21 protein-coding genes are annotated in these 21,100 nt (G+C 42.6%); 15 read left to right on the top strand and 6 right to left on the bottom strand.

What is annotated here, in order from left to right:
- Positions 1 to 75: 75 nt before the first annotated feature.
- Positions 76 to 1,620 carry a sulfatase family protein gene (locus VYM24_RS03945; RefSeq protein WP_330941504.1) on the top strand — a complete coding sequence of 515 codons (1,545 nt, stop codon included), beginning with the start codon at positions 76 to 78 and terminating at the stop codon, positions 1,618 to 1,620.
- Positions 1,621 to 1,702: 82 nt separating this feature from the next.
- Here VYM24_RS03945 and cysS read toward each other — a convergent pair whose 3' ends face one another.
- On the bottom strand, positions 1,703 to 3,178 hold the full coding sequence (gene cysS / locus VYM24_RS03940) for a cysteine--tRNA ligase (protein WP_291550841.1): 1,476 nt from the start codon (positions 3,176 to 3,178) through the stop codon (positions 1,703 to 1,705).
- A 172-nt stretch (positions 3,179 to 3,350) separates the two neighbouring features.
- Here cysS and mnmA point away from each other — a divergent pair, with 172 nt between their 5' ends.
- A complete protein-coding gene (gene mnmA, locus VYM24_RS03935) occupies positions 3,351 to 4,403 on the top strand; it encodes a tRNA 2-thiouridine(34) synthase MnmA (RefSeq protein WP_330941503.1) in 1,053 nt (350 codons plus the stop codon).
- Between the two features lie 108 nt (positions 4,404 to 4,511).
- Complete coding sequence (locus VYM24_RS03930) at positions 4,512 to 5,393, top strand: DUF3078 domain-containing protein (protein WP_291550844.1); 882 nt, start codon at positions 4,512 to 4,514, stop codon at positions 5,391 to 5,393.
- A 139-nt stretch (positions 5,394 to 5,532) separates the two neighbouring features.
- Here the strand turns inward: VYM24_RS03930 and VYM24_RS03925 are convergent, their stop codons facing one another.
- Entirely contained in the window at positions 5,533 to 7,044 is a 1,512-nt protein-coding gene (locus VYM24_RS03925; RefSeq protein ID WP_330941502.1) for a GH3 auxin-responsive promoter family protein, read from the bottom strand.
- Between the two features lie 121 nt (positions 7,045 to 7,165).
- Here VYM24_RS03925 and VYM24_RS03920 point away from each other — a divergent pair, with 121 nt between their 5' ends.
- Complete coding sequence (locus tag VYM24_RS03920) at positions 7,166 to 8,176, top strand: ATP-dependent 6-phosphofructokinase (protein ID WP_007216812.1); 1,011 nt, start codon at positions 7,166 to 7,168, stop codon at positions 8,174 to 8,176.
- Between the two features lie 18 nt (positions 8,177 to 8,194).
- Here VYM24_RS03920 and rnc read toward each other — a convergent pair whose 3' ends face one another.
- From rnc to VYM24_RS03905, 3 genes are read right to left on the bottom strand one after another with little or no spacing between them, the layout of a single operon-like run.
- The gene (rnc, locus tag VYM24_RS03915) at positions 8,195 to 9,085 is read right to left on the bottom strand and encodes a ribonuclease III (protein ID WP_291550849.1); all 891 of its coding nucleotides are present in this window, start codon (positions 9,083 to 9,085) and stop codon (positions 8,195 to 8,197) included.
- Between the two features lie 6 nt (positions 9,086 to 9,091).
- Complete coding sequence (gene fabF, locus VYM24_RS03910; RefSeq protein WP_299090299.1) at positions 9,092 to 10,357, bottom strand: beta-ketoacyl-ACP synthase II; 1,266 nt, start codon at positions 10,355 to 10,357, stop codon at positions 9,092 to 9,094.
- 19 nt (positions 10,358 to 10,376) lie between these two features.
- Positions 10,377 to 10,613, bottom strand: a complete 237-nt coding sequence (locus VYM24_RS03905) for an acyl carrier protein (protein WP_004291965.1) — start codon at positions 10,611 to 10,613, stop codon at positions 10,377 to 10,379.
- A gap of 149 nt (positions 10,614 to 10,762) precedes the next feature.
- Here VYM24_RS03905 and purN point away from each other — a divergent pair, with 149 nt between their 5' ends.
- Positions 10,763 to 11,338, top strand: coding sequence for a phosphoribosylglycinamide formyltransferase (gene purN, locus VYM24_RS03900; RefSeq protein WP_330941501.1), 576 nt, complete (start codon positions 10,763 to 10,765; stop codon positions 11,336 to 11,338).
- A 103-nt stretch (positions 11,339 to 11,441) separates the two neighbouring features.
- Here the strand turns inward: purN and pdxB are convergent, their stop codons facing one another.
- Positions 11,442 to 12,485: a 4-phosphoerythronate dehydrogenase PdxB gene (gene pdxB / locus VYM24_RS03895; RefSeq protein WP_299092055.1), complete on the bottom strand. Its 1,044-nt coding sequence runs from the start codon at positions 12,483 to 12,485 to the stop codon at positions 11,442 to 11,444.
- 314 nt (positions 12,486 to 12,799) lie between these two features.
- Between pdxB and VYM24_RS03890 the strand changes: the two genes are divergently transcribed.
- The 10 genes from VYM24_RS03890 to VYM24_RS03845 are packed head-to-tail and all read left to right on the top strand — an operon-like array spanning position 12,800 to position 20,993.
- Complete coding sequence (locus VYM24_RS03890) at positions 12,800 to 13,405, top strand: DUF4254 domain-containing protein (RefSeq protein WP_291550858.1); 606 nt, start codon at positions 12,800 to 12,802, stop codon at positions 13,403 to 13,405.
- A 3-nt stretch (positions 13,406 to 13,408) separates the two neighbouring features.
- Entirely contained in the window at positions 13,409 to 14,440 is a 1,032-nt protein-coding gene (locus VYM24_RS03885; protein WP_330941500.1) for a glycosyltransferase family 9 protein, read from the top strand.
- A gap of 60 nt (positions 14,441 to 14,500) precedes the next feature.
- Positions 14,501 to 15,247, top strand: a complete 747-nt coding sequence (locus VYM24_RS03880) for a lipopolysaccharide kinase InaA family protein (RefSeq protein WP_044265380.1) — start codon at positions 14,501 to 14,503, stop codon at positions 15,245 to 15,247.
- Between the two features lie 8 nt (positions 15,248 to 15,255).
- Complete coding sequence (locus VYM24_RS03875) at positions 15,256 to 16,305, top strand: CDP-glycerol glycerophosphotransferase family protein (RefSeq protein ID WP_330941499.1); 1,050 nt, start codon at positions 15,256 to 15,258, stop codon at positions 16,303 to 16,305.
- A gap of 35 nt (positions 16,306 to 16,340) precedes the next feature.
- A complete protein-coding gene (locus tag VYM24_RS03870) occupies positions 16,341 to 17,378 on the top strand; it encodes a pyridoxal-phosphate-dependent aminotransferase family protein (protein ID WP_291550864.1) in 1,038 nt (345 codons plus the stop codon).
- A gap of 11 nt (positions 17,379 to 17,389) precedes the next feature.
- Positions 17,390 to 17,884, top strand: coding sequence for an FAD synthase family protein (locus tag VYM24_RS03865; RefSeq protein ID WP_044265377.1), 495 nt, complete (start codon positions 17,390 to 17,392; stop codon positions 17,882 to 17,884).
- Positions 17,885 to 17,906: 22 nt separating this feature from the next.
- Positions 17,907 to 18,707 carry a glycosyltransferase family 2 protein gene (locus VYM24_RS03860; protein WP_291550866.1) on the top strand — a complete coding sequence of 267 codons (801 nt, stop codon included), beginning with the start codon at positions 17,907 to 17,909 and terminating at the stop codon, positions 18,705 to 18,707.
- A gap of 34 nt (positions 18,708 to 18,741) precedes the next feature.
- On the top strand, positions 18,742 to 19,725 hold the full coding sequence (locus VYM24_RS03855) for a glycosyltransferase (RefSeq protein WP_291550867.1): 984 nt from the start codon (positions 18,742 to 18,744) through the stop codon (positions 19,723 to 19,725).
- 18 nt (positions 19,726 to 19,743) lie between these two features.
- The gene (locus tag VYM24_RS03850; RefSeq protein ID WP_425286629.1) at positions 19,744 to 20,838 is read left to right on the top strand and encodes a glycosyltransferase WbsX family protein; all 1,095 of its coding nucleotides are present in this window, start codon (positions 19,744 to 19,746) and stop codon (positions 20,836 to 20,838) included.
- Positions 20,835 to 20,993: a hypothetical protein gene (locus tag VYM24_RS03845; protein WP_330942209.1), complete on the top strand. Its 159-nt coding sequence runs from the start codon at positions 20,835 to 20,837 to the stop codon at positions 20,991 to 20,993. Before VYM24_RS03850 ends, VYM24_RS03845 begins: the two co-directional genes overlap by 4 nt.
- Positions 20,994 to 21,100: the final 107 nt, after the last annotated feature.

The raw sequence follows: 21,100 nt of genomic DNA, 5'->3' as shown, positions 1-21,100 counted from the left end.
TAATAGTGAATGCAAGGGCGTGGTGATTCTGAAAAATCAGAGGAAAACGCCTGGTGTTCAAAGAAATTAAAAGATATGATGAATCGGTTTAGTTTGTTTTTGGGAGGCTTGGGCCTGTTTGCCCTGCAAGGCTGCAAAACTCAGCAGGAAGAGCAGGCACAACTTCCGAATGTTATTTATGTCTTTCCCGACCAGTACCGTAATCAGGCTATGGAGTTCTGGGGACAGGATGGGTTTCGCGACAAGGTGAACTTCCGCAATGATCCGGTGCATACCCCTAACTTGAATAGCTTTGCCCGTGAAGCGCTGGTGTTAAGTTCTGCCCAAAGTAACTGTCCGTTGAGTAGCCCTCATCGCGGTATGCTGCTGACGGGGATGTATCCCAATAAAAGTGGGATACCTTTGAACTGTAATTCAGACCGGCCTATCAGTTCCCTGCGTGCCGATGTGGATTGTATAGGTGATGTATTCAGTAAATCCGGATATGACTGCGCTTACTTTGGTAAGTTACATGCTGACTTTCCTACACCGAACGATCCGCAACGTCCCGGTCATTATGTAGAAGATCGCATACCTGCCTGGGATGCCTATACGCCGAAAGAACGCCGTCACGGCTTTAATTACTGGTACTCCTACGGTACTTTTGATGAACATAAGAATCCCCGTTACTGGGATACGGATGGAAATCGTCACGATCCGAAAGAATGGTCACCGTTGCATGAGTCCAAGATGGTGGTTTCCTATCTGAAGAACGAAGGGAATGTGCGTGATCCGAAGAAGCCTTTCTTTATAATGGTGGGTATGAATCCGCCCCACAGTCCGTACCGTTCATTGAATGATTGTATGGAAGAAGATTTCAATCTGTACAAAGATCAACCTCTGGACAGCCTTCTTATCCGTCCCAATGCAGATAAGAAGCGTGAAAAAGCAGAGAGCGTCCGCTACTACTTTGCCTCTGTTACCGGTGTAGACCGTGCCTTCGGACAGATCCTTGAAACACTGAAAGAGCAGGGTTTGGATAAGAATACGATTGTGATCTTTGCTTCCGACCATGGTGAAACAATGTGTAGCCAGTTTACGGATGATCCGAAGAATTCTCCTTATTCCGAATCTATGAATATACCGTTCCTGGTACGTTATCCCGGCCATATCCAACCGCGTGTAGACAATCTTCTGATGTCTGCGCCGGATATTATGCCCACTGTCCTGGGACTGTGTGGTTTGGGCGATTCCATTCCGTCTAATGTGCAGGGACGCAACTGGGCACCTCTTTTCTTCGATGAAAAGGCGGAAATTGAACGCCCCGGTGGTGTTTTGTATATCCAGAATCTGGACGGAGAAAAAGATGCGGACGGTAAAGTACAGACTTACTTCCCTTCTTCAAGAGGATATAAAACGGCGCGTTATACTTTGGCTTTCTATATTGATAAGAAAGATCATAAGCTGAAGAAAAGCCTGTTGTTTGATGATGAAAAGGATCCTTATCAGATGAATAACCTTCCGTTGGAAGAAAATAAAGAAATCGTTGCGGAGCTTTGCCGTGAGATGGGCAAGGAGCTGAAGGCGATAGACGATCCTTGGTATAAGGAACGTATTCTTTCCGATATGATACCTTACTAAAACTCTCTTTTCTAAATGAAACTGCCTCCCTCTCGATTCGCTTGAATCAGAGGGAGGCAGCTTTTTTATAGGGTAGTGGAGCTTATTTATTCAGCTTCCACTCGCAACCGTCTTTACCGTCTTTTATCTCAAAACCAAGTGCTGTCAGTTCATTGCGGATCTTATCACTGGTAGCCCAGTCTTTATTGGCTTTGGCCTTCATGCGCTCTTCCAGCAGCATATCTACTACTTTACCGAAAGCAACTTCACGCTCTTCGTTCGAATTGTTCTCTTCTTTCAACCCCAGAATATCGAAGCAGAAGAGATGGAAAGTTTCTTTCAGCTCTTTCAGATCATCGGCAGTGATGGTGTCGTTGCCTGCAATGATGTTGTTAATCATTCTGGCTCCGTCGAAAAGATGAGCAATGACTATTGGGGTATTTAAGTCGTCATTCATGGCTTCATAGCACTTCTCACGCACTGCTTTCACATCTACGCTGGAAGTGGCGGACGGAGTGATCTTTTCCAGTCCGTTCAAGGCATCCATCATTCGGGTTAATCCCTTCTCAGCTGCTTGCAAGGCTTCGTTACTGAAGTCTACCGTACTGCGATAGTGGGCTTGCAGGATGAAGAAGCGGATGGTCATCGGACTGTATGCTTGTGTCAGCAACTTATGTGTGCCGTTGAAGAACTCGTCCAGATTGATGAAGTTACCGTAAGACTTACCCATCTTCTGTCCGTTGATGGTAATCATATTGTTGTGCATCCAGTAATGTACCATGTCATTGCCTTGCGATGCAACCGATTGGGCGATTTCACATTCGTGGTGAGGGAAGATAAGGTCCATGCCGCCACCGTGGATATCGAAATGTTCGCCCAGGTATTTCTTACCCATGGCCGTACATTCGGCATGCCATCCCGGAAAACCGTCGCTCCATGGAGAAGGCCAACGCATGATATGCTCCGGTTGGGCGCATTTCCATAAGGCGAAGTCGGCGGGGTTATGCTTTTCAGCTTGTCCATCCAGTTCGCGGGTGGTGTTCAGTACGTCATCCAGATTGCGGCCGGAGAGTTTTCCGTAATGGTAATCCTTATTGTATTTCTCTACGTCAAAGTAGACAGAGCCTTCACTGACATAAGCATAGCCATTCTTCAGGATTTCTTTCACTAGCTCTATCTGCTCGATGATGTGTCCCGAAGCGTGCGGTTCGATACTGGGTGAAAGTACGTTCAGCGCTTCCATTGCCTTATGGTAACGGTTGATGTAGTATTGCGCTACTTCCATCGGCTCCAATTGTTCCAGTCGTGCTTTCTTGGCTATTTTATCTTCTCCGTCATCAGCGTCATGTTCCAGATGGCCTACATCGGTGATGTTACGGACATAACGTACCTTATATCCCAAGTGGGTGAGGTAGCGGAAAAGCAAGTCGAAAGTAATGGCAGGACGTGCATGTCCCAAGTGCGCGTCACCGTAAACGGTAGGACCGCAGACATACATACCTACATGTGGAGCGTGCAGTGGCACGAATAGCTCCTTTTTCCTATCTAAGGTGTTGTAAATTGTCAGTTGATGTTCCATAACGTTTGAGTTTTAGTTTTTTAAAGAGCACAAAGTTACAACATTTTCATAAGATAATAAGTTCTTTCATTCTTTTTCTTGATATGATCAGAGATATAGTAGCTCATTGGCATTGTTGTTTTTAAAGTAGCAAATGTAGTCATTTTCTTTTTCCTTTGTTACTTTTGCACTCATGAAATCAAAGAAGCGTGTATTGTTAGGTATGAGTGGAGGTACAGATAGTTCTGTTGCCGCCATGTTGTTGCAAGAGGCCGGTTATGAAGTAACCGGTGTGACGTTTCGTTTCTATGATTCGGAAAGCTTTGAAGAATCTTTGGATGATGCCCGTACTCTCGCTTCCCGCCTGAATATCCCGCACATGATCTATGATGCCCGCGAATTATTCCGTGAACGCATTATCCGCTATTTCGTAGATGAATATCTTTCCGCCCGTACCCCTGTTCCCTGTACGCTTTGTAACAATGAGTTGAAATGGCCGTTGCTGGCAAAGATTGCCGATGAAATGGGTATTTATTGGATTTCTACCGGACACTACGTACGTAAAGTTTTCTGTGATGGTTACTATTTTATAGCCCCGGCTGCCGACCGTGATAAGGATCAGACTTTTTTCCTCTGGGGACTGCAACAGAACGTTTTAGAACGTATGCTCCTTCCAATGGGTGACTGGACTAAAAGTGAAGTGCGTGCCTATGCTGTCAAGCGGGGCTTTGAACGGACGGCAACCAAAAAGGACAGTCTCGGTGTATGCTTCTGTCCGATGGATTACCGCTCTTTCTTGCAGCGTGAAGTTCCGCAGAATGCTTTGCCGGGAAAAGGACAATTTCTCGATGAAAGCGGGACTTTTTTAGGTTGGCACGAAGGATATCCCTTCTATACGATTGGTCAGCGCAGAGGACTGGGCATTCATCTGAATCGTCCTGTTTTCGTAAAAGAGATACATAAAGAGAGAAACGAAGTTATACTTGCTCCTCTCGCTTCTCTTTACAAAGAGGAAATGCTGTTGAAAGACTGGAATATTGTGGATACTTCCCGTTTACTGAATTCCGGGGATGTCATTGTCCGGATTCGCTATCGGAAGCAAGCTAATCATTGCACTGTCAGTATAACAGATGAGAATCTTTTGCATGTGCTATTGCGCGAACCGCTCGAATCCATTGCTTCCGGGCAGGCTGCAGCATTTTATGATGAGGCAGGTTTGTTGCTGGGAGGAGGTATCATACTGTAATTTCCGTACAATCATTCTTTTTATTTGTTTCTGAACAAAAAAATAGTTTACTCTGTTTGAAATACAAAGACGTCTTTGTTTTGCGGAACAATTAAAACGAATAACAGTATGAAACGTATATATTTAATGATACTATTTGCCACTTTGGCAACAATCGTCTCTGCTCAAACGGACGATAAGGGATATAAAGAAGGAGCTTGGGTACTGAAAGGTGTGACAGGTATAAATATGTCGCAAACTGCAATGACAAACTGGTCGGCCGGTGGTGAGAATTCTATTGCCGGAAATGCTTACCTGAATGGTTCACTGACACATAAGAATGGAAACTGGCTATGGGTGACGAACCTGGTGCTGGATTATGGTCTTTCGAAAACCAAATCGCAAGGGATGAGAAAGAGTTCCGATAAGATAGGATTATCTACCCAGTTGGGCTATGCAGCCACTAAAGTTTGGTATTATACGCTTATGGCTGACTTGAATACTCAATTTGCCAAAGGATATAATTATCCGGACAAGAGTCACTATATATCTAACTTCTTTGCTCCCGCCTATTCTAATGTGGCATTGGGTATGGAATATCGTCCGAAGAGTAATTATTCTATATTCCTTTCACCTGTCTCCACAAAGATGACCTTTGTGAGCGATGATTATCTTTCTGATTTAGGTTCTTTCGGTGTTGATCCGGGGGATCACTTTAAGATCGAAGCCGGAGCTTTCCTGAAAGCCCGTGCAGAGCTGCCTGTCATGGAAAATGTGAATCTGATTACTACAGCCGATTTCTTCACTCCTTATAATAAAGACTTTGGTAATGTGGATGTCAACTGGGATGTGCTCATCAGTATGAAGATCAATAAAGTACTGTCAGCAACCCTGAATATGACTCTGAAGTATGATAATGATGTGAAAACCTTTAATGATGAGGGTATTGAAAGAGGACCGAAGGTACAGTTCAAGGAGATACTGGGTATCGGATTAGCCTATAATTTCTGATAGCCTGGGGTGGCTGTTAGTTTCTCGGTGTGAAACTAACAGTTTCAAGGCATGAAACAAAAATGAAAAAGGCCGTATCGGTTTTGTCTGATGCGGCCTTTCTTATTTATTATCGTATTGTCCTATGTTATTGCAGGAATCAGTTGTTCAGTTCCAGCATTTCCTCGATATATTCCCTTGTATTGCTGAGACGCGGAACTTTGTGTTGTCCACCCAACTTTCCTTTTTGCGCCAGCCAGTCATGGAATAGGTCTTTGCGGGCAACAATCACCTCCAGAGGTTGCAGGGCAATGTTCTTCTGTCGTTTTGCTTCATAATCGGAATTCACTTCTTTCAGTGTATCATCCAGTATTTTGGCAAAATTCTCTATACTGTCCGGTGCTTGTACAAACTCAATCAACCATTGGTGACGGCATTTAGCATTGGCATCCATAAATACAGGAGCAGCCGAATAATCGGAAATCAATGCTCCGGTAGCCTCGCAAGCCTTTGCCAAACCTTTTTCCGCGTTATCCACAATCAATTCTTCACCGAAAGCATTGATGAAATGCTTGGTACGTCCGGTGATGACGAATTTATATGGATCCTTTTGCGTGAACTTCACGGTATCTCCAATCATATAGCGCCACAAACCCGCAGAGGTAGAGATGACCAATGCATAATTCTTGTCCACTTCCACTTCTTCCAGGCAGTAGATACGGGGATTCTCTTTACCTACATCTTCCAATGGGATGAATTCATAGAATATACCATAGTCGATCATCAACAGCATGGACGGATCATTCGGATCGTTTTGCGTACCGAAATACCCTTCGGAAGCATTGTACGTTTCTACATAATGCATTTTAGGTGACCGGATCACTTCTTTATATTGTTCACGATAAGGGGTGAAAGCAACGCCACCATGGAAGAAGACTTCCAGATTGGGCCATATTTCTTCCAGCGATTGTTTACCGGTCTTTTCAAGAATACGCTTAATGAGTACTAACATCCATGAAGGAACGCCCGAAAGGCTCGTTACATCTTTTGATACGGCACTGTTGGCGATTGCTTCTATCTTCTTTTCAAAGTCGCTCATAAGAGCGATTTTCTTGCCCGGAACACGGACGCAGTTCACTAACGGATGTATATTTTGTATCAGGATAGCAGAAAGATCGCCTACAAGTCCGTGCCTGGAGTTGAGGTTGGGGCTGTGGCTTCCACCTAAAATCAAACCTTGTCCGGAGAAAAAGCGGCTGTCAGGATTCTGCCCCAGATAGAGGGCAACCGCATCTTTACCGCCCTGATAATGTGTGTCATTCAATGCTTCTTTGCTGACGGGTAGGAACTTGCTTTTATCGTTCGTTGTACCCGAGGACTTGGCAAACCAGCGTATCTCCGAAGGCCAGAGCAGGTTTTGTTCTCCTGCACGCAAGCGTTCCACATACGGCTTTACCTCTTCGTAAGTCTGTATGGGGAGTCTGTTTCTAAAGTCTTCATAAGTATGAATGCTTTTATAATCATATTTCTTTCCCCATTCCGTATTTTCTGCCATGCGCACTAAGCGGTCAAGAACCCGGTGTTGAAGTTCTCCTGCGCGGTTAGCATAGAAGTCGATTTTTTTCAGGCGAGGGGCAAAATACACCTTATCCAGCAATGTTGTGATATTCATCTCTCTTAGTTAAAACTATTTTGTTGCGCAAAAATAATCTTATTTATCGGCTTCTCTATCTTTTTTCTCTTTTTTTTCTATCTTTACGGACCTAAAGAACAATAATTCAAACAAAAGTGTCATGAGAATCGGTATTTTGACTTCGGGGGGCGATTGTCCCGGCATCAATGCCACCATTCGTGGAGTGTGCAAAACTGCAATCAATCATTACGGGATGGAAGTTGTGGGCATTCATAGTGGCTTTCAGGGATTGCTTACCAAGGATGTGGAGTCGTTTACTGATAAATCTTTGTCCGGTTTGTTGAACCAGGGCGGCACAATGCTCGGTACTTCCCGCGAGAAACCTTTCAAGAAGAACGGTGTGATATCCGATGTCAATAAACCGGCATTGATAGAACAGAATATCAAGGAATTAGGATTGGATTGCGTGGTTTGTATCGGTGGTAACGGTACGCAGAAGACTGCTGCCAAACTGGCTGCCATGGGACTGAACATTGTATCTGTGCCTAAGACTATCGACAATGATATCTGGGGAACGGATTTCTCTTTCGGATTTGATTCGGCTGTAAGTATTGCTACGGATGCCATTGACCGCCTGCACTCTACTGCCAGTTCGCACAAACGGGTGATGGTGATCGAGGTTATGGGGCATAAGGCCGGCTGGATCGCGCTATATTCAGGTATGGCAGGTGGCGGTGACGTTATCTTGATACCCGAGATTCCTTATAATATCCATAATATTGGTGAGACTATTCTGAACCGGTTGAAGAAAGGAAAACCTTATTCCATCGTGGTGGTTGCCGAAGGCATACAGACGGATGGCCGGAAACGTGCCGCTGAGTACATTGCCCAGGAGATAGAGTACGAAACAGGTATTGAAACCCGCGAAACTGTGCTTGGCTATATCCAACGGGGAGGTTCGCCCACGCCTTTCGATCGGAATCTGTCTACCCGCATGGGTGGGCATGCTACAGAACTGATTGCAACAGAACAGTTTGGCCGGATGATTACGTTGAAAGGGGATGAGATTTCTTCTGCGCCACTGGAGGAAATTGCAGGGAAGTTGAAACTGGTAACGGAGGATAATGATCTGGTTGTTCAAGGGCGCCGGATGGGAATTTGTTTCGGCTGATGATGATGTGGGCGAAGATTATTCGCCCTTACATTCGTCCGTTTCAGGATTTTCTACAGACAGAATAGTTTCTTGATTTTCTTCAATCAAAGTCTCCTCTATAAGTTCCTCTGTCTCTTCTGTATTCTCAGGCAAATGATTCTGCGCTTTTGCGGCTTCTATTTGTTCTTTGAATGCAACATCATTCTTTATTTTCTTCAAGGCAGCCTGTGCGGCATTTTGCTGAGACTCCTTTTTAGAGTATCCGGTTCCTTTTCCGGCCGAAATACCTTCTATGCGGATTTCTGTATGAAACATGGGGTTGTAATCTTCATCAAGGAACTGCTCGATAAGCTCAAATGAGACTTCAACTTTGCTTTTCTGGCTCCATTCAATCAGCTTCGATTTGAAGTTGACCTCCTTGCGCGACATCTTGTCGAGGTCAATGTAATTCTTGAATATCTTTTCTTCTATGAACCGCTTACAGCGCTCGTAGCCTTGATCCAGATAGATGGCACCGATGAATGCTTCGAAAGCATTTCCGTACATATAACTGTTGTGCGAGGAAGAACGGGTGGAATATTTTACCAGCTTGTCCAGTCCTGTTGCTACTGCCAACTTATTCAGAGTTTCCCGCTGTACGATTTTGGAACGTGTATTTGTGAGAAAACCTTCGCGGCGGCCTTCGAAATGCTTGTAGACAATATCCCCCACGATGGCGTCAAGAATGGCGTCACCCAGGAACTCCAGGCGTTCATTATTCAAAGGGCGTCCCTTTTCTGAGCGGATGGAGGTGGATTTGTGCAACAAAGCCTGCTGGTAGAGCTGGATGTTGCGGGGATAGAACCCCAGGATCTTATAAAAACAAAAATAAGACTCTTTGTCCTTATGGAATAAGAGCCTTATTTTGTCTATTTGATTACGTAACACGACTGATTATTCTGCGTATTTCTTAAAAATAACACATGCATTATGACCTCCAAATCCAAATGTATTGGACAGGGCTACGTTCACTTCGCGTTTTTGAGCTTTGTTGAACGTAAGGTTAAGGTCATAGTCAATGTTTTCGTCGTTATCACCCTCTTCGTGGTTGATAGTCGGAGGTACGATGCCATTCTTGATCGCAAGAATACTTGCGATGGCTTCTACCGCACCGGCGGCGCCCAGCAAGTGACCAGTCATGGATTTAGTTGAACTGATGTTCAATTCAAATGCATGCTGACCAAATACTTCTTTAATAGCTTTAGCTTCCGATATATCACCTACAGGAGTAGAAGTACCGTGTACATTGATATAATCTACTTCCTCGGGGCTCATCTCGGCGTCTTCCAACGCATTTCTCATCACTAACTTGGCTCCAAGTCCTTCCGGATGAGAAGCGGTCAGATGGTGAGCGTCGGCAGACATTCCTACACCGGCAACTTCCGCATAAATCTTAGCACCACGTGCTTTGGCATGTTCCAGCTCTTCAAGAACCAAACAACCGCCGCCTTCACCCATCACGAAACCGTCACGGCTTGCGCTGAACGGACGAGATGCAGTTGTAGGAGATTCATTGCGTGTTGATAATGCATGCATGGCGTTGAAACCGCCTACACCGCCAACGGTGATTGCAGCTTCCGAACCACCACTTACGATAACATTAGCTTTGCCCAAACGAATCAGGTTGAAAGCATCAGCGATAGCGTTTGTGGAAGTAGCGCATGCAGAACATGTAGCGTAGTTAGGACCGTGGAAACCATACATTATAGAAATTTGTCCGGCAGCAATATCCGAAATCATCTTGGGGATGAAGAACGGATTGAACTTAGGACCGTTTTCTTTACCGGTCAAGGCATAGTTACTTACCTCTTCCTCGAATGTACGGATACCACCGATACCGGCGCCAAAGATGACACCGATTCTGTTTAAATCCTCATTTTCGATGTCAAGACCGGAATCTTCAACCGCTTCTTTTGCGACGGTGATGGCATATTGTGTATATAAGTCCATCTTGCGGGCTTCTTTGCGGTCGATATATTTGGTAACTTCGAAGTCTTTCACTTCGCAGGCAAATTGAGTCTTGAAAAGGGAAGCATCGAAATGAGTAATAGGTCCTGCTCCACTAACCCCATTCACAAGATTTTCCCAAAAGTCGGAAACATTGTTGCCAATCGGAGTAATGGCGCCGAGACCTGTTACTACAACTCTTTTTAATTCCATATTAAGTTGATGGATAGGATTACTTAGCGTGTTCTTCGATGTAAGAAACGGCGTCGCCTACAGTACCAATTTTTTCAGCTTGGTCATCCGGAATAGAGATACCGAATTCCTTTTCGAATTCCATGATAAGTTCTACAGTGTCAAGAGAATCAGCTCCTAAATCGTTAGTGAAGCTAGCTTCGTTAGTAACTTCTGATTCTTCAACGCCTAATTTGTCGACGATAATCGCTTTCACTCTTGATGCAATTTCAGACATAACTTTAAGTTTTTAATTAATAATTAGTTTTATTTCTTTAATTTTGCGGGGCAAAGGAATAAAGATTTATCGTCACTCGCAAATATTTGACGAATTAAATGCAATGTTTTGCACATTTTTCACGGTTTTGTGCACTAAAAAGAAGGAATATGAGGAAAAATATCGCAGTTTTAGCATCGGGAAGCGGCACGAATGCCGAAAATATCATCTGTTATTTCCGGGAAAAAAGTTCGGCTTGTGTGGCCTTGGTTTTAACTAATCGTCAGAATGCGTTCGTTTTAGAGCGTTCTCGTGGGCTGGAAGTGCCATGCTTTTATTTTCCGAAGAGTGACTGGGAGAATGGAGAGGCGATTTTATCGGTGTTGCGGGAGTATGATATTGATTTTGTAGTGCTGGCCGGTTTTCTGGCGCGCGTACCGGATCTTATTTTGCATGCTTATCCTAATAAAATGATAAATATACATCCTTCGTTGTTGCCGAAGTTCGGTGGAAAGGGTATGTATGGTGATCGCGTGCACGGAGCTGTGATTGCTGCGGGCGAGAAGGAAAGTGGTATCACTATACATTATACAAATGAACATTATGATGAAGGTGCTATTATTTGTCAGGTGAAATGCCCGGTGTTGTCGGAAGATACTCCTGATGATTTGGCACAACGTATTCATGCGCTGGAATATGGCACTTATCCCAAAGTGATAGAAAAATTGCTTGAATCCGAAGGCTAAATTTTATAGCTTTATTATACCCGGTTCTGTTCTGAGCCGTGTCTGCTCCGTGTTATCTCCGTGTCTTAGAGTATGGAGCTGGTACGGACTTGCTACGGAGGACTTACGGAGATGCTACGGAGAATGCCGTCTTTTCTCTCCGCAGCGGATAGTCTCCTCTTAACTTTTCAAACAATTCGGGATGAGCTCTCAACGCTTCGCAGTCTTGCCGCGGATCATACATTTTTAAATAGGCTTCTGTGGGGGTCGATGCTATGATAATCGGATTTTCCGGTTTGGGTGGATCGATGTGGTAGTCGGCTTGTATATTGAAATATCGGCAAAGGGAGTCCAGAGACATTCGTGTAGCATTTGCTTTTCCGTCTGCCGAGTATCCGGCGATATGGGGTGTGCCGATGAATACCTTATATAATAAGGAGAGATTAATGTTGGGTTCATTTTCCCATACGTCAATGACGGCATCGGAAATCAGGCCGGTTTGAAGAGCTTTCAATAAAGCTGCTGTTTCAATTACTTCTCCGCGGGAAGTATTGATGATGATGGGAGAACGTTTGAGGGAACGGAAGAATGCTTCATCGGCCAGATGGAAAGTTTTATATTTCCCTTCCTTATATAAAGGTACGTGGAAAGTGATGACATCACATGCTTCGGCAAGAAGTTGCAAAGAGCAGAAGTCAGTACTTCCTTCTTTCTCTTCTCGTGGTAAGTCGTTCAGCAATACCCGCATGCCTAATTCGCGGGCCACTTTAGCCACTTTGATGCCTACGTTGCCTACTCCGACAATGCCGATGGTCATTTCTGATAAGTTTTTTCCTTTCAGGAGATTTATTAATAAGAGTGTGGATTGCAAGTATTGTGCTACGGAGGCCGAGTTGCATCCCGGTGCATTGGTCCAGGTTATGCCCGCTTCGTGGCAATACTCCGTATCTATATGGTCGAAACCGATTGTGGCTGTAGCAATGAATCGCACCCGGCTTCCTTGCAGTAATTCGCGGTTGCATTGAGTGCGTGTGCGGATTATTAGTGCGTCCGCATCTTTCACTAAAGCAGGGGTGAAGTCTTTTCCGGGGACATATATTACTTCGTCGGCTATTTTCCCGATAGCTTCCTTTATAAAAGGTATTTTATTGTCAACAATAACTTTCATGGAATTCTGCATTTTTTGAATACAGGCAAATTTAGAAATTAATTATATGTATAGGGCTATGTTGTACTAATAAAGTATAGCTGGTTTCTATTTTCTTATGAAAGTTGCTTTGATTTGTTAACGTATTCTTCATGCGAATCCTTTCATTCTATCTTACTTGAAGGTGTTATGGGGTAGTAAAAATATGAAATAAATAAGGAAGAGGATGTTTTGCTTTTGGAGTAAGATGGGAATAAAAAGTGGGGAACGGTTGCTTGTGTGGGAAATATTGCATAACTTTGTATTATTGTATAACTGTAAAGTTCGTTAAGATTATGGCATTTAGTAACCTTTGCAACAGCATTTTTGAGAAGTCAGTCGCGGATTATCATGTAATGGATAGCGTGGATGCGCCGATGAACAATCCTTACGAGTTGAAGACGATTGAGTATTATCTGTATTTGAAGAATTGGATTGATGCCGTGCAATGGCATTTTGAAGATATTATACGTGATCCGCAGATTGAACCGAATGCGGCATTAACTTTGAAACGAAGAATAGACAAGTCTAATCAGGACAGAACAGACTTGGTAGAACTGATCGATAGCTATTTCCTGGATAAATATAAAGATGTGAAACCGATGGCAGAGGCTACCATTAATACGGAAAGTCCCGCATGGGCGATAGACCGTCTGTCTATTCTTGCATTAAAGATCTATCACATGCAAAAGGAGGTGGAACGTACGGATACTACTCCCGAACATCATGCTCAATGCAAGGCTAAACTGGACATTCTTCTGGAACAAAAGCAAGATCTTTCGTCGGCCATTGACCAATTGCTGGTTGATATTGAATCCGGAAAAAAATATATGAAAGTATATAAACAGATGAAGATGTATAATGACCCGGCTTTGAATCCGGTGCTTTATGCAAAAAGATGACGAATGGCACGTATCCTTATTATCCGTTTCTCTGCGCTTGGCGATGTAGCCATGACGGTTCCGGTAGTGCATTCGCTGGCAGCCGAATATCCTCAGCATGAAATCATAGTGCTGAGCCGTGCTGCGTTGCAACCTCTTTTCCTGAAGTTGCCGGAGAATGTAAGTTTTTACGGTGCCGATTTGTCGGGGAAACATAAAGGATTACGAGGATTAAACAGTTTGTATGCAGAACTAAAAGGGCTACATTTTGATTATGTGGCCGATTTTCATGATATACTTCGCGCGAAATACTTACGATGGCGTTTTCGGTTGGATGGCGTGCCTGTAGCTGCAATATGCAAGGGGCGGGCAGGTAAGAAGAAACTGGTTCGCCGTCATCATAAGGTTTTTGAAAAGCAGGAAAGCTCTTTCCGGCGCTATGCTGATGTGCTGGAAAAGCTGGGACTTCCGGTTCAATTGAAGTTCACCTCCATCTATGGAGAGGGAAAAGGTGATTTCTCGCAAATAGAACCGGTAGTAGGTCCGAAAGGGAATAATAAATGGATAGGTATTGCTCCTTTTGCTAAACACAAGGGTAAGATTTATCCGGTAGAGCAGCAGGAACGGGTTGTTGCCCATTTTGCCGCAATGCCGGATGTGAAAGTTTTCCTTTTGGGTGGAGGGAAGAGTGAAAAGGAGGTATTCGACCGCTGGACCGCTAAGTATCCTTCCGTCATATCGTTGATTGGTAAGCTGAAAATGGATACGGAATTGAATCTGATGAGTCATTTGGATGTGATTCTTTCCATGGACTCCGCTAATATGCATTTGGCGTCTCTGGTCAATGTGTCTGTTGTTTCCGTATGGGGTGCTACGCATCCTTATGCCGGATTCATGGGGTGGAAACAGTTACCGGCCAATACGGTGCAGCTTGACTTGTCCTGCCGTCCATGTTCGGTTTACGGGCAGAAGCCCTGCTGGCGTGGCGATTATGCTTGCCTGAGGGAGATAAAACCTGAAGAGATTATTGCGAAGATTGAAGAGAATATAAGGTAAATGATGGATAAATATTTTAGAATGACGGGACCGTCTAAAAAGGTGAAGGCAGAGTAAAATATGAAAATAATAGTAAATCCTGCATACGAACATTTGCGGAAATTTGTAGAAAGCATTCCTGATATCTTTGAAAGTGAGGGGAGGGTGATCTACTCTGGAAGAAACCTCATCAAAGTGATGACGGTGGACGATGGATTGGAGATCAATATAAAACGTTATGGAGTTCCGGCTTTGGTAAATCGGATTGCTTATTCTTTTTTTCGTGCCCCGAAAGGAAGGCGCGCCTTTTCATACCCCAATATATTGCTTCAGAGAGGCTTTGAGACCCCGGTTCCTATCGCTTATATCGAAGAGTGCAAGTGCGGTTTGATCAAGTACTCTTATTTTATCAGTCTTCAATCTTCCTATCGAAGAAACTTTTATGAATTCGGCAATGCCGATGTTAACGATTGCCGGGATGTTGTTATAGCCTTTGCCCGTTATACGGCTCGCCTGCATGAATCTGATATTATGCATCGGGATTATTCTCCCGGAAATATCCTGTTCGATAAGATAGACGGTGAGTATCATTTTATGTTAGTGGATATCAACCGCATGAGCTTCGGCAAGATCAGTATTGATATGGGGTGTGCCAATTTTGCCCGTTTATGGGGACAGAAAGCCTTTTTTGAATTACTTGCCAGAGAATATGCACGGGCACGCAATGCTGATGAACGATACTGCGTTGATAAAGTGCTTGCACACCGGAAGAAGTTCTGGATTTATTTTGCAAAGAAACATCAAGTGAAGTATAAACTGGAGCTATAGAGAGAAGTATGCGTATTGTCTTATTCTGTGAAAATAAGTATGCTGTTGATATATTATTGCCTATATATCAGGAAGCGGTAAAGTCGGAGGCGAATCATATCTTGTGGTATGTGCATCTTCCGAAGATCCCGGTTTTTCCACTGGATGGAAAAGTTGTTTATACACATTCGATGCAGGAGGTTTATGATTTTTCTCCGGAAGCTATATTTGTGCCGGGTAATATTGTTCCCTATTATTTACCGGGTGTGAAGATACAGGTTTTTCATGGCTATGCGGCAGAAAAGAAAGATCATTGGATCATCCGTCGCTATTTTGACACCTATTTCACCCAAGGTCCTTTTTTTACGAAAAAGTTTAAGGAATTAGCAGCCGAATATAAAGATTTTGAGGTCGTGGAGACCGGCTGGCCCAAGCAGGATTGGATAAAAAATCATTGGCATGATTTTGACCGGGAACGTGAAGAACTGTTGAAACTGCATGGAAAAAGTCAAATTGTATTATATGCGCCTACTTTTTCACCAAGTTTAACATCTCTTCCTGCATTAAAAGAGGCTTTGCTGCATTTAGTAAAGATGAGGGATGTCGTTCTGTTGTTGAAGTTGCATCCGTTGACTAAAAAAGAGTGGGTGGATGAATATAGACAACTGGCAGAACAAGAAGAACACATTATATGGGAAGACGGCTTTAATGTTACAAAGTATCAGTTAATGTCCGATGTCATGATAAGTGACACTTCCTCAACGGTATATGAATTCTTGCTTCTGGGACGTCCGGTAATCACTTATCGCACCATAGCGAAGGACATTTACTGGACTGACATAACGGATACATCCCAATTGGTGGACGCCTTTGAAAGTGTGCAGCATGATGAAAGCGCTATTGCGAAAAGACGATGGGTGGTTGATAACTACGATCCGTATCTGGATGGAAATGTAGCCAGGCGAATGCTGGAAGCGGCTGAAGATTATATTCGCCGTCATGGTGTTCCGAGAGAACGGAAGTTGAACCTCTGGAGAAAATATATGAGTATAAAGACGTTCGGAAGGATAAAGAAGTGATGAAAAGTAATGTAGAATTATTAAAAAGCAGGAATATGAAATCTTATGTTTTTCCGGGAAATATAGAAGAGCGGATTCTTCGAATCGCAGGAGAACCTTTTCCGTATATGCGCACTGCTTTGTTTTCTGAAATAGTGAATGATTCAGAGCGTATGTTGCTGGAACTGATACATTGTCCAGGCGGGCGTGTTATCTTCTATACAGCTTCAGGAACCGGTGCGATGGATGCTGTGGTTACCAATTATGTTTCCCTGAAAAAGAAAGCTTTTATTATAGCCGGCGGTTCATTCGGCTACCGTTGGAAGAGTCTCTGCAAGTACTATCAGGTTCAGAATGAAGTTTTTGAAGTTCCTTTTGCTCGTGATATCGATTATGCCCGGCTGGAAAATGCTGTGGCTGCTTCGCGTCCGGATGTGTTTTTATGTCAACATCATGAAACCTCTACCGGTCAACTGTTTGATTTAAAGAAAATTTCTGCTATTTGCAGGAAACATAATGTTTCGCTGGTTGTTGATGCTATTAGTTCTTTCTTGTCCGATGATTTGGATATGGAAGAGTTGAATATCGACATCTGTATTACCAGTAGTCAGAAGGGGCTGAATATAGCCCCGGGTTTGTCGTTTCTGTTTCTTTCGCCTAGAATCCTGCAGACTGATTTTTTGCATAAATCTTATTATTTTGATTTTGCTGAGAATCTGAAGAATCTGGAACGCGGTCAGACACCTTACAGTCCGGCCACCAGTTTGTTTATGCAATTGCATGCCCGTTTAAAGGAGAATATAGTCCTTGGGGTTGATAAAATCATTGCTTCCGTGCGTGCTAAAGCACTGTATTTTCGTGAGCTGTGCAGGCAGAATGGTTGGGAAGTTCCGGCGGAAGTGCCATCCAATTGCATTACGGGATTCTTTGTTCGCCGGAATGGAGATATTCTCTTTAATGAATTGTTGAAGCAAGACATATTCATTATGCCGGGCGGTACTCCTTGTTATTTCAGGGTTTCCCATTTGGGAGTTCAAAGTGAAGAGGATCTGGATGATCTGGCAAAGAGAATTAAAGAAATAGAATACCGATAAATCTATATAATATGGAAAAAAAGAAAATCAGAGTATTCACATCCGGTAGTTTTGACCTGTTTCATATCGGGCATCTGAACATATTGGAACGTTCGGCGGCATTGGGCGATGAACTTATAGTCGGCGTAAGCACAGATGAGCTGATACAGCATTACAAGGGAATGCCGCCTATTATTCCCTTTGAACAACGTTTCCGGATTATTTCGTCTTTGAAGTGTGTGACTAAAGCTGTGAAGCAAGTGAAGCTGACTGAGGTGGCGCAATTACAGAGAGAAGATATTGATATAGTAACCATTGGGGATGATTGGATAAATAAGTATCTGGAGGGGCTTGAGTGGATGAAGCAACAGCCCGGTAAGGAAGTGGTCTATTTTCCTTATACTCCCGATGTAAGCACTACAGGTATTAAGAAGAAAATAATAGAGAGTACAAGTGAGATTATCAGGGCAGCGCTACAACGTGAGGCTGAATTAGATTATAATTGGCCGGAAGATCAGAAAAAATGAAGTTGAATTAAAGAATTGATACATGTTAGTCTCATTAATGATATCTACATATAATTGGAAAGAGGCCTTGTCCCTATGTCTGTACAGCGCTTTCGCTCAGACCGTGAAGCCTTGTGAGATTCTGATTGCAGATGATGGCTCACGTGACGACACCAAGCAGCTGATTGATAAGATGCGGGCAAAGACCGATATTCCTATTGTGCATGTATGGCACGAGGACAAAGGTTTCCGTCTTTCCGCTATCCGTAATCGCTCCATTGAAAGGGCGAAAGGGGATTATATTATCCAGATTGATGGTGATATCCTTTTGGATAGGCACTTTATCGCTGACCATCTGGAATTGGCGGAGAAGGGATATTTTGTATGTGGCAGTCGGGTGCTTTTGGGGAGAATGGCTACTGCCCGGTTACTTAGAGGGGTGGAAACTCATCCTGCACTTTTTAAACAAGACCTTAGCTTTTTGTTGAACGCTTTCCGTTCACACACTTTACGTTTGTATTTGGCAAATCGTTATGCCAAGCGTAGTATGTTAAGAATCCGGGGGTGTAATATGGCTTTCTGGAAAGAAGATTTATTGCGCGTTAATGGTTATAATGAGTCTTTGGAGATGTGGGGGCAGGAAGATGTGGAAATTTCCTATCGGCTTATCCATGCAGGTATCCAAAAGAAACAATTGAAGATGGGAGGAGTACAATTTCATCTTTATCATAAATTTGCTTCACGGGAGAATTTGGAATATCACGAACAGGTATTGAGAAAGGTTATTGCAGAGAGGACGGTTTGGTGTGAGAATGGGATCGTGAAAGAAGGTTCGGATTCATAGAATTGTTTTTTGTAAACTTTGATATGTATTATAAATGATGGAAAATATTCCTTTGGTTAGTGTTATTATTCCAAACTATAATTATGCCCGTTTTCTGGAAAAACGTATAGAATCTGTGTTGTTACAAACTTGCACTGATTTTGAAATAATACTTTTAGATGATGCCTCGACTGATAATAGTGTTTTCATTTTGAATAAATATCAGACAAATGCTCATGTATCTTATGTGGATATAAATTCTGTTAATACAGGTAGCCCTTTTGCTCAATGGCAAAAAGGCATTGCCTTGTCACGTGGGAAATATATATGGATTGCAGAGAGTGATGATTTAGCAAGTCCTTCTTTTCTTGAAAAAGCGGTTTGTGTATTAGAACGGTATTCTCAAGCATCATATTGTTTTGTTGGTTCATATAGTATTGATGAATCAGGCGAACAGCTTTCGATAGATTTTGATAGATGGACTGCAAAGCAGAAGAAACGCTCAGATAATTTAGGGTTTTTTGCAGGGAAAGATTATATAATGCATAATTTGTATTGGGCTAACTATATTTATAATGCAAGTGGAGTTGTTTTTAGAAAAAAGTGCTTCGAACGAATAACTGATTATTCGTGTTTTTCCATGAGATACTGTGGTGACTGGCTTTTTTGGATTGAGATGGCACTCCAAGGGGATGTAGTCGAAATTTATGAAAAACTAAATTATTTTCGCCAGCATAAATGCAGTACTACAATGAAATCTATTATAACAGGAGATGGCTTGAAAGAAGATATATCTGTTATAAGATTTATAGAAAATCTGCTCCCCTCTATTTCTTCGTGGAGAAAAATATTGCGGCGTGGCATTTTTTATAAGAAAATAAGAAGGTTGAAGGTGGATTCTAAGGTAAAGAATGAGCTTTATCAAGAACTAGAAACACAATTAAAAGGAGGGGCTTTAGATTATTGCATTGAACGTTTGAATAAGAATCTAAGTTTTATGATACCTTGTTTGTTGACTCGAGATAAAGACCGATTATAATAATTATTATATTTTATAATGGAAAAAAGAACAATTGCATTCTATTTGCCTCAATATCATCCCTTTCAAGAAAATGATGAATGGTGGGGAAAGGGGTTTACTGAATGGCGAAATGTAGTGAAAGCTAAACCTCTTTATAGAGGGCACTATCAACCACATTTACCTGCAGATTTGGGCTTTTATGACTTGCGTCTTTCTGAGGTGCGTGAACTGCAAGCTGAGATGGCTCAAAAATATGGTTTGAGTGGTTTTTGTTATTATCATTACTGGTTTAATGGGCATCAATTGATGGAAAGACCTTTGAAGGAAGTATTAGATTCCGGCAAACCTAATTTCCCTTTTATGCTTTGTTGGGCCAATGAGAACTGGACAAGAGCATGGGATGGTGGTGAAAACCAAATTTTAATAGCTCAAAATCATTCTGAAAAAGATGATCGTATTCATATTCAGTATTTATTGGATAATGTATTTAACGATTCTCGTTATATTAAGGTAGACGGCAAACCTGTGTTTATGATTTATCGTTCAATGCTTTTCCCTAATATAAAGGAAACTATTAGAGTTTGGCGGGAAGAAGCTGCATTGAAGGGGCTTGGGTTATATCTTTGTAGGGTCGAAACAGAAGAATATTATGGTGAAAAATATCTGCAGGATGGATTTGATGCTGCAATAGAATTTCAACCTTTTACTCATCAGATGCGTGAGTTTATAAACAAAAGAAATCCTTTGAAGAAGTTTTGCTATAATGTGAATCGCCATTTGTTTAATACTTGTAAAAAAAGAAAGGTAGACTATCAGGAATATGTGGATTATTCTTCTGCTTTGCCCACTCCTGATTATAAAATGTTTCCGTGCGTAACTCCTATGTGGGATAATACTGCTCGTAGAAAGGAGAGAATGTTTATTTTGGATAAGAGTAGCCCGGAAATATATGGCAAATGGCTGAAATCGGTTACTAATAAGTTTGTCCCCTTTAGTAAAGAAGAAAATTTCATCTTTATTAATGCATGGAATGAGTGGGCAGAAGGAAACCATCTAGAACCTGATCAGAAATGGGGCTTTCGTTATCTAGAAGAGACTAAAAAAGCTCTACTGAGAAGTTCTCTACGATAATTCTTAATTGGGATCATTTTCCGCGTGCTCATAGCAAAAGTCTGGTTTTAAATCATGCAGAACCAGTCTATTTTGAACGACATGTGAAGGATGTAATGAAACATATTGAAAAAGCCTGTGGAACATCGGCTCGCTTTTGTGAAATCTTGGGATGAGTGAGGAGAAGGAAATTATCTGGAACCGGATTTGCGATATGGAAAGCGTTATTTAGAGGTGGTGAAAAAATGGGTTAATATTGTCTGATAATCAGTAGAGAGAATTT

The organism is Bacteroides sp. MSB163 (assembly GCF_036416795.1).
GTDB classification, from domain to species: Bacteria; Bacteroidota; Bacteroidia; order Bacteroidales; family Bacteroidaceae; genus Bacteroides; species Bacteroides maternus.
Note: the sequence above shows the minus strand (reverse complement) of the source record. Positions and strands in the feature narration are given on the sequence as shown.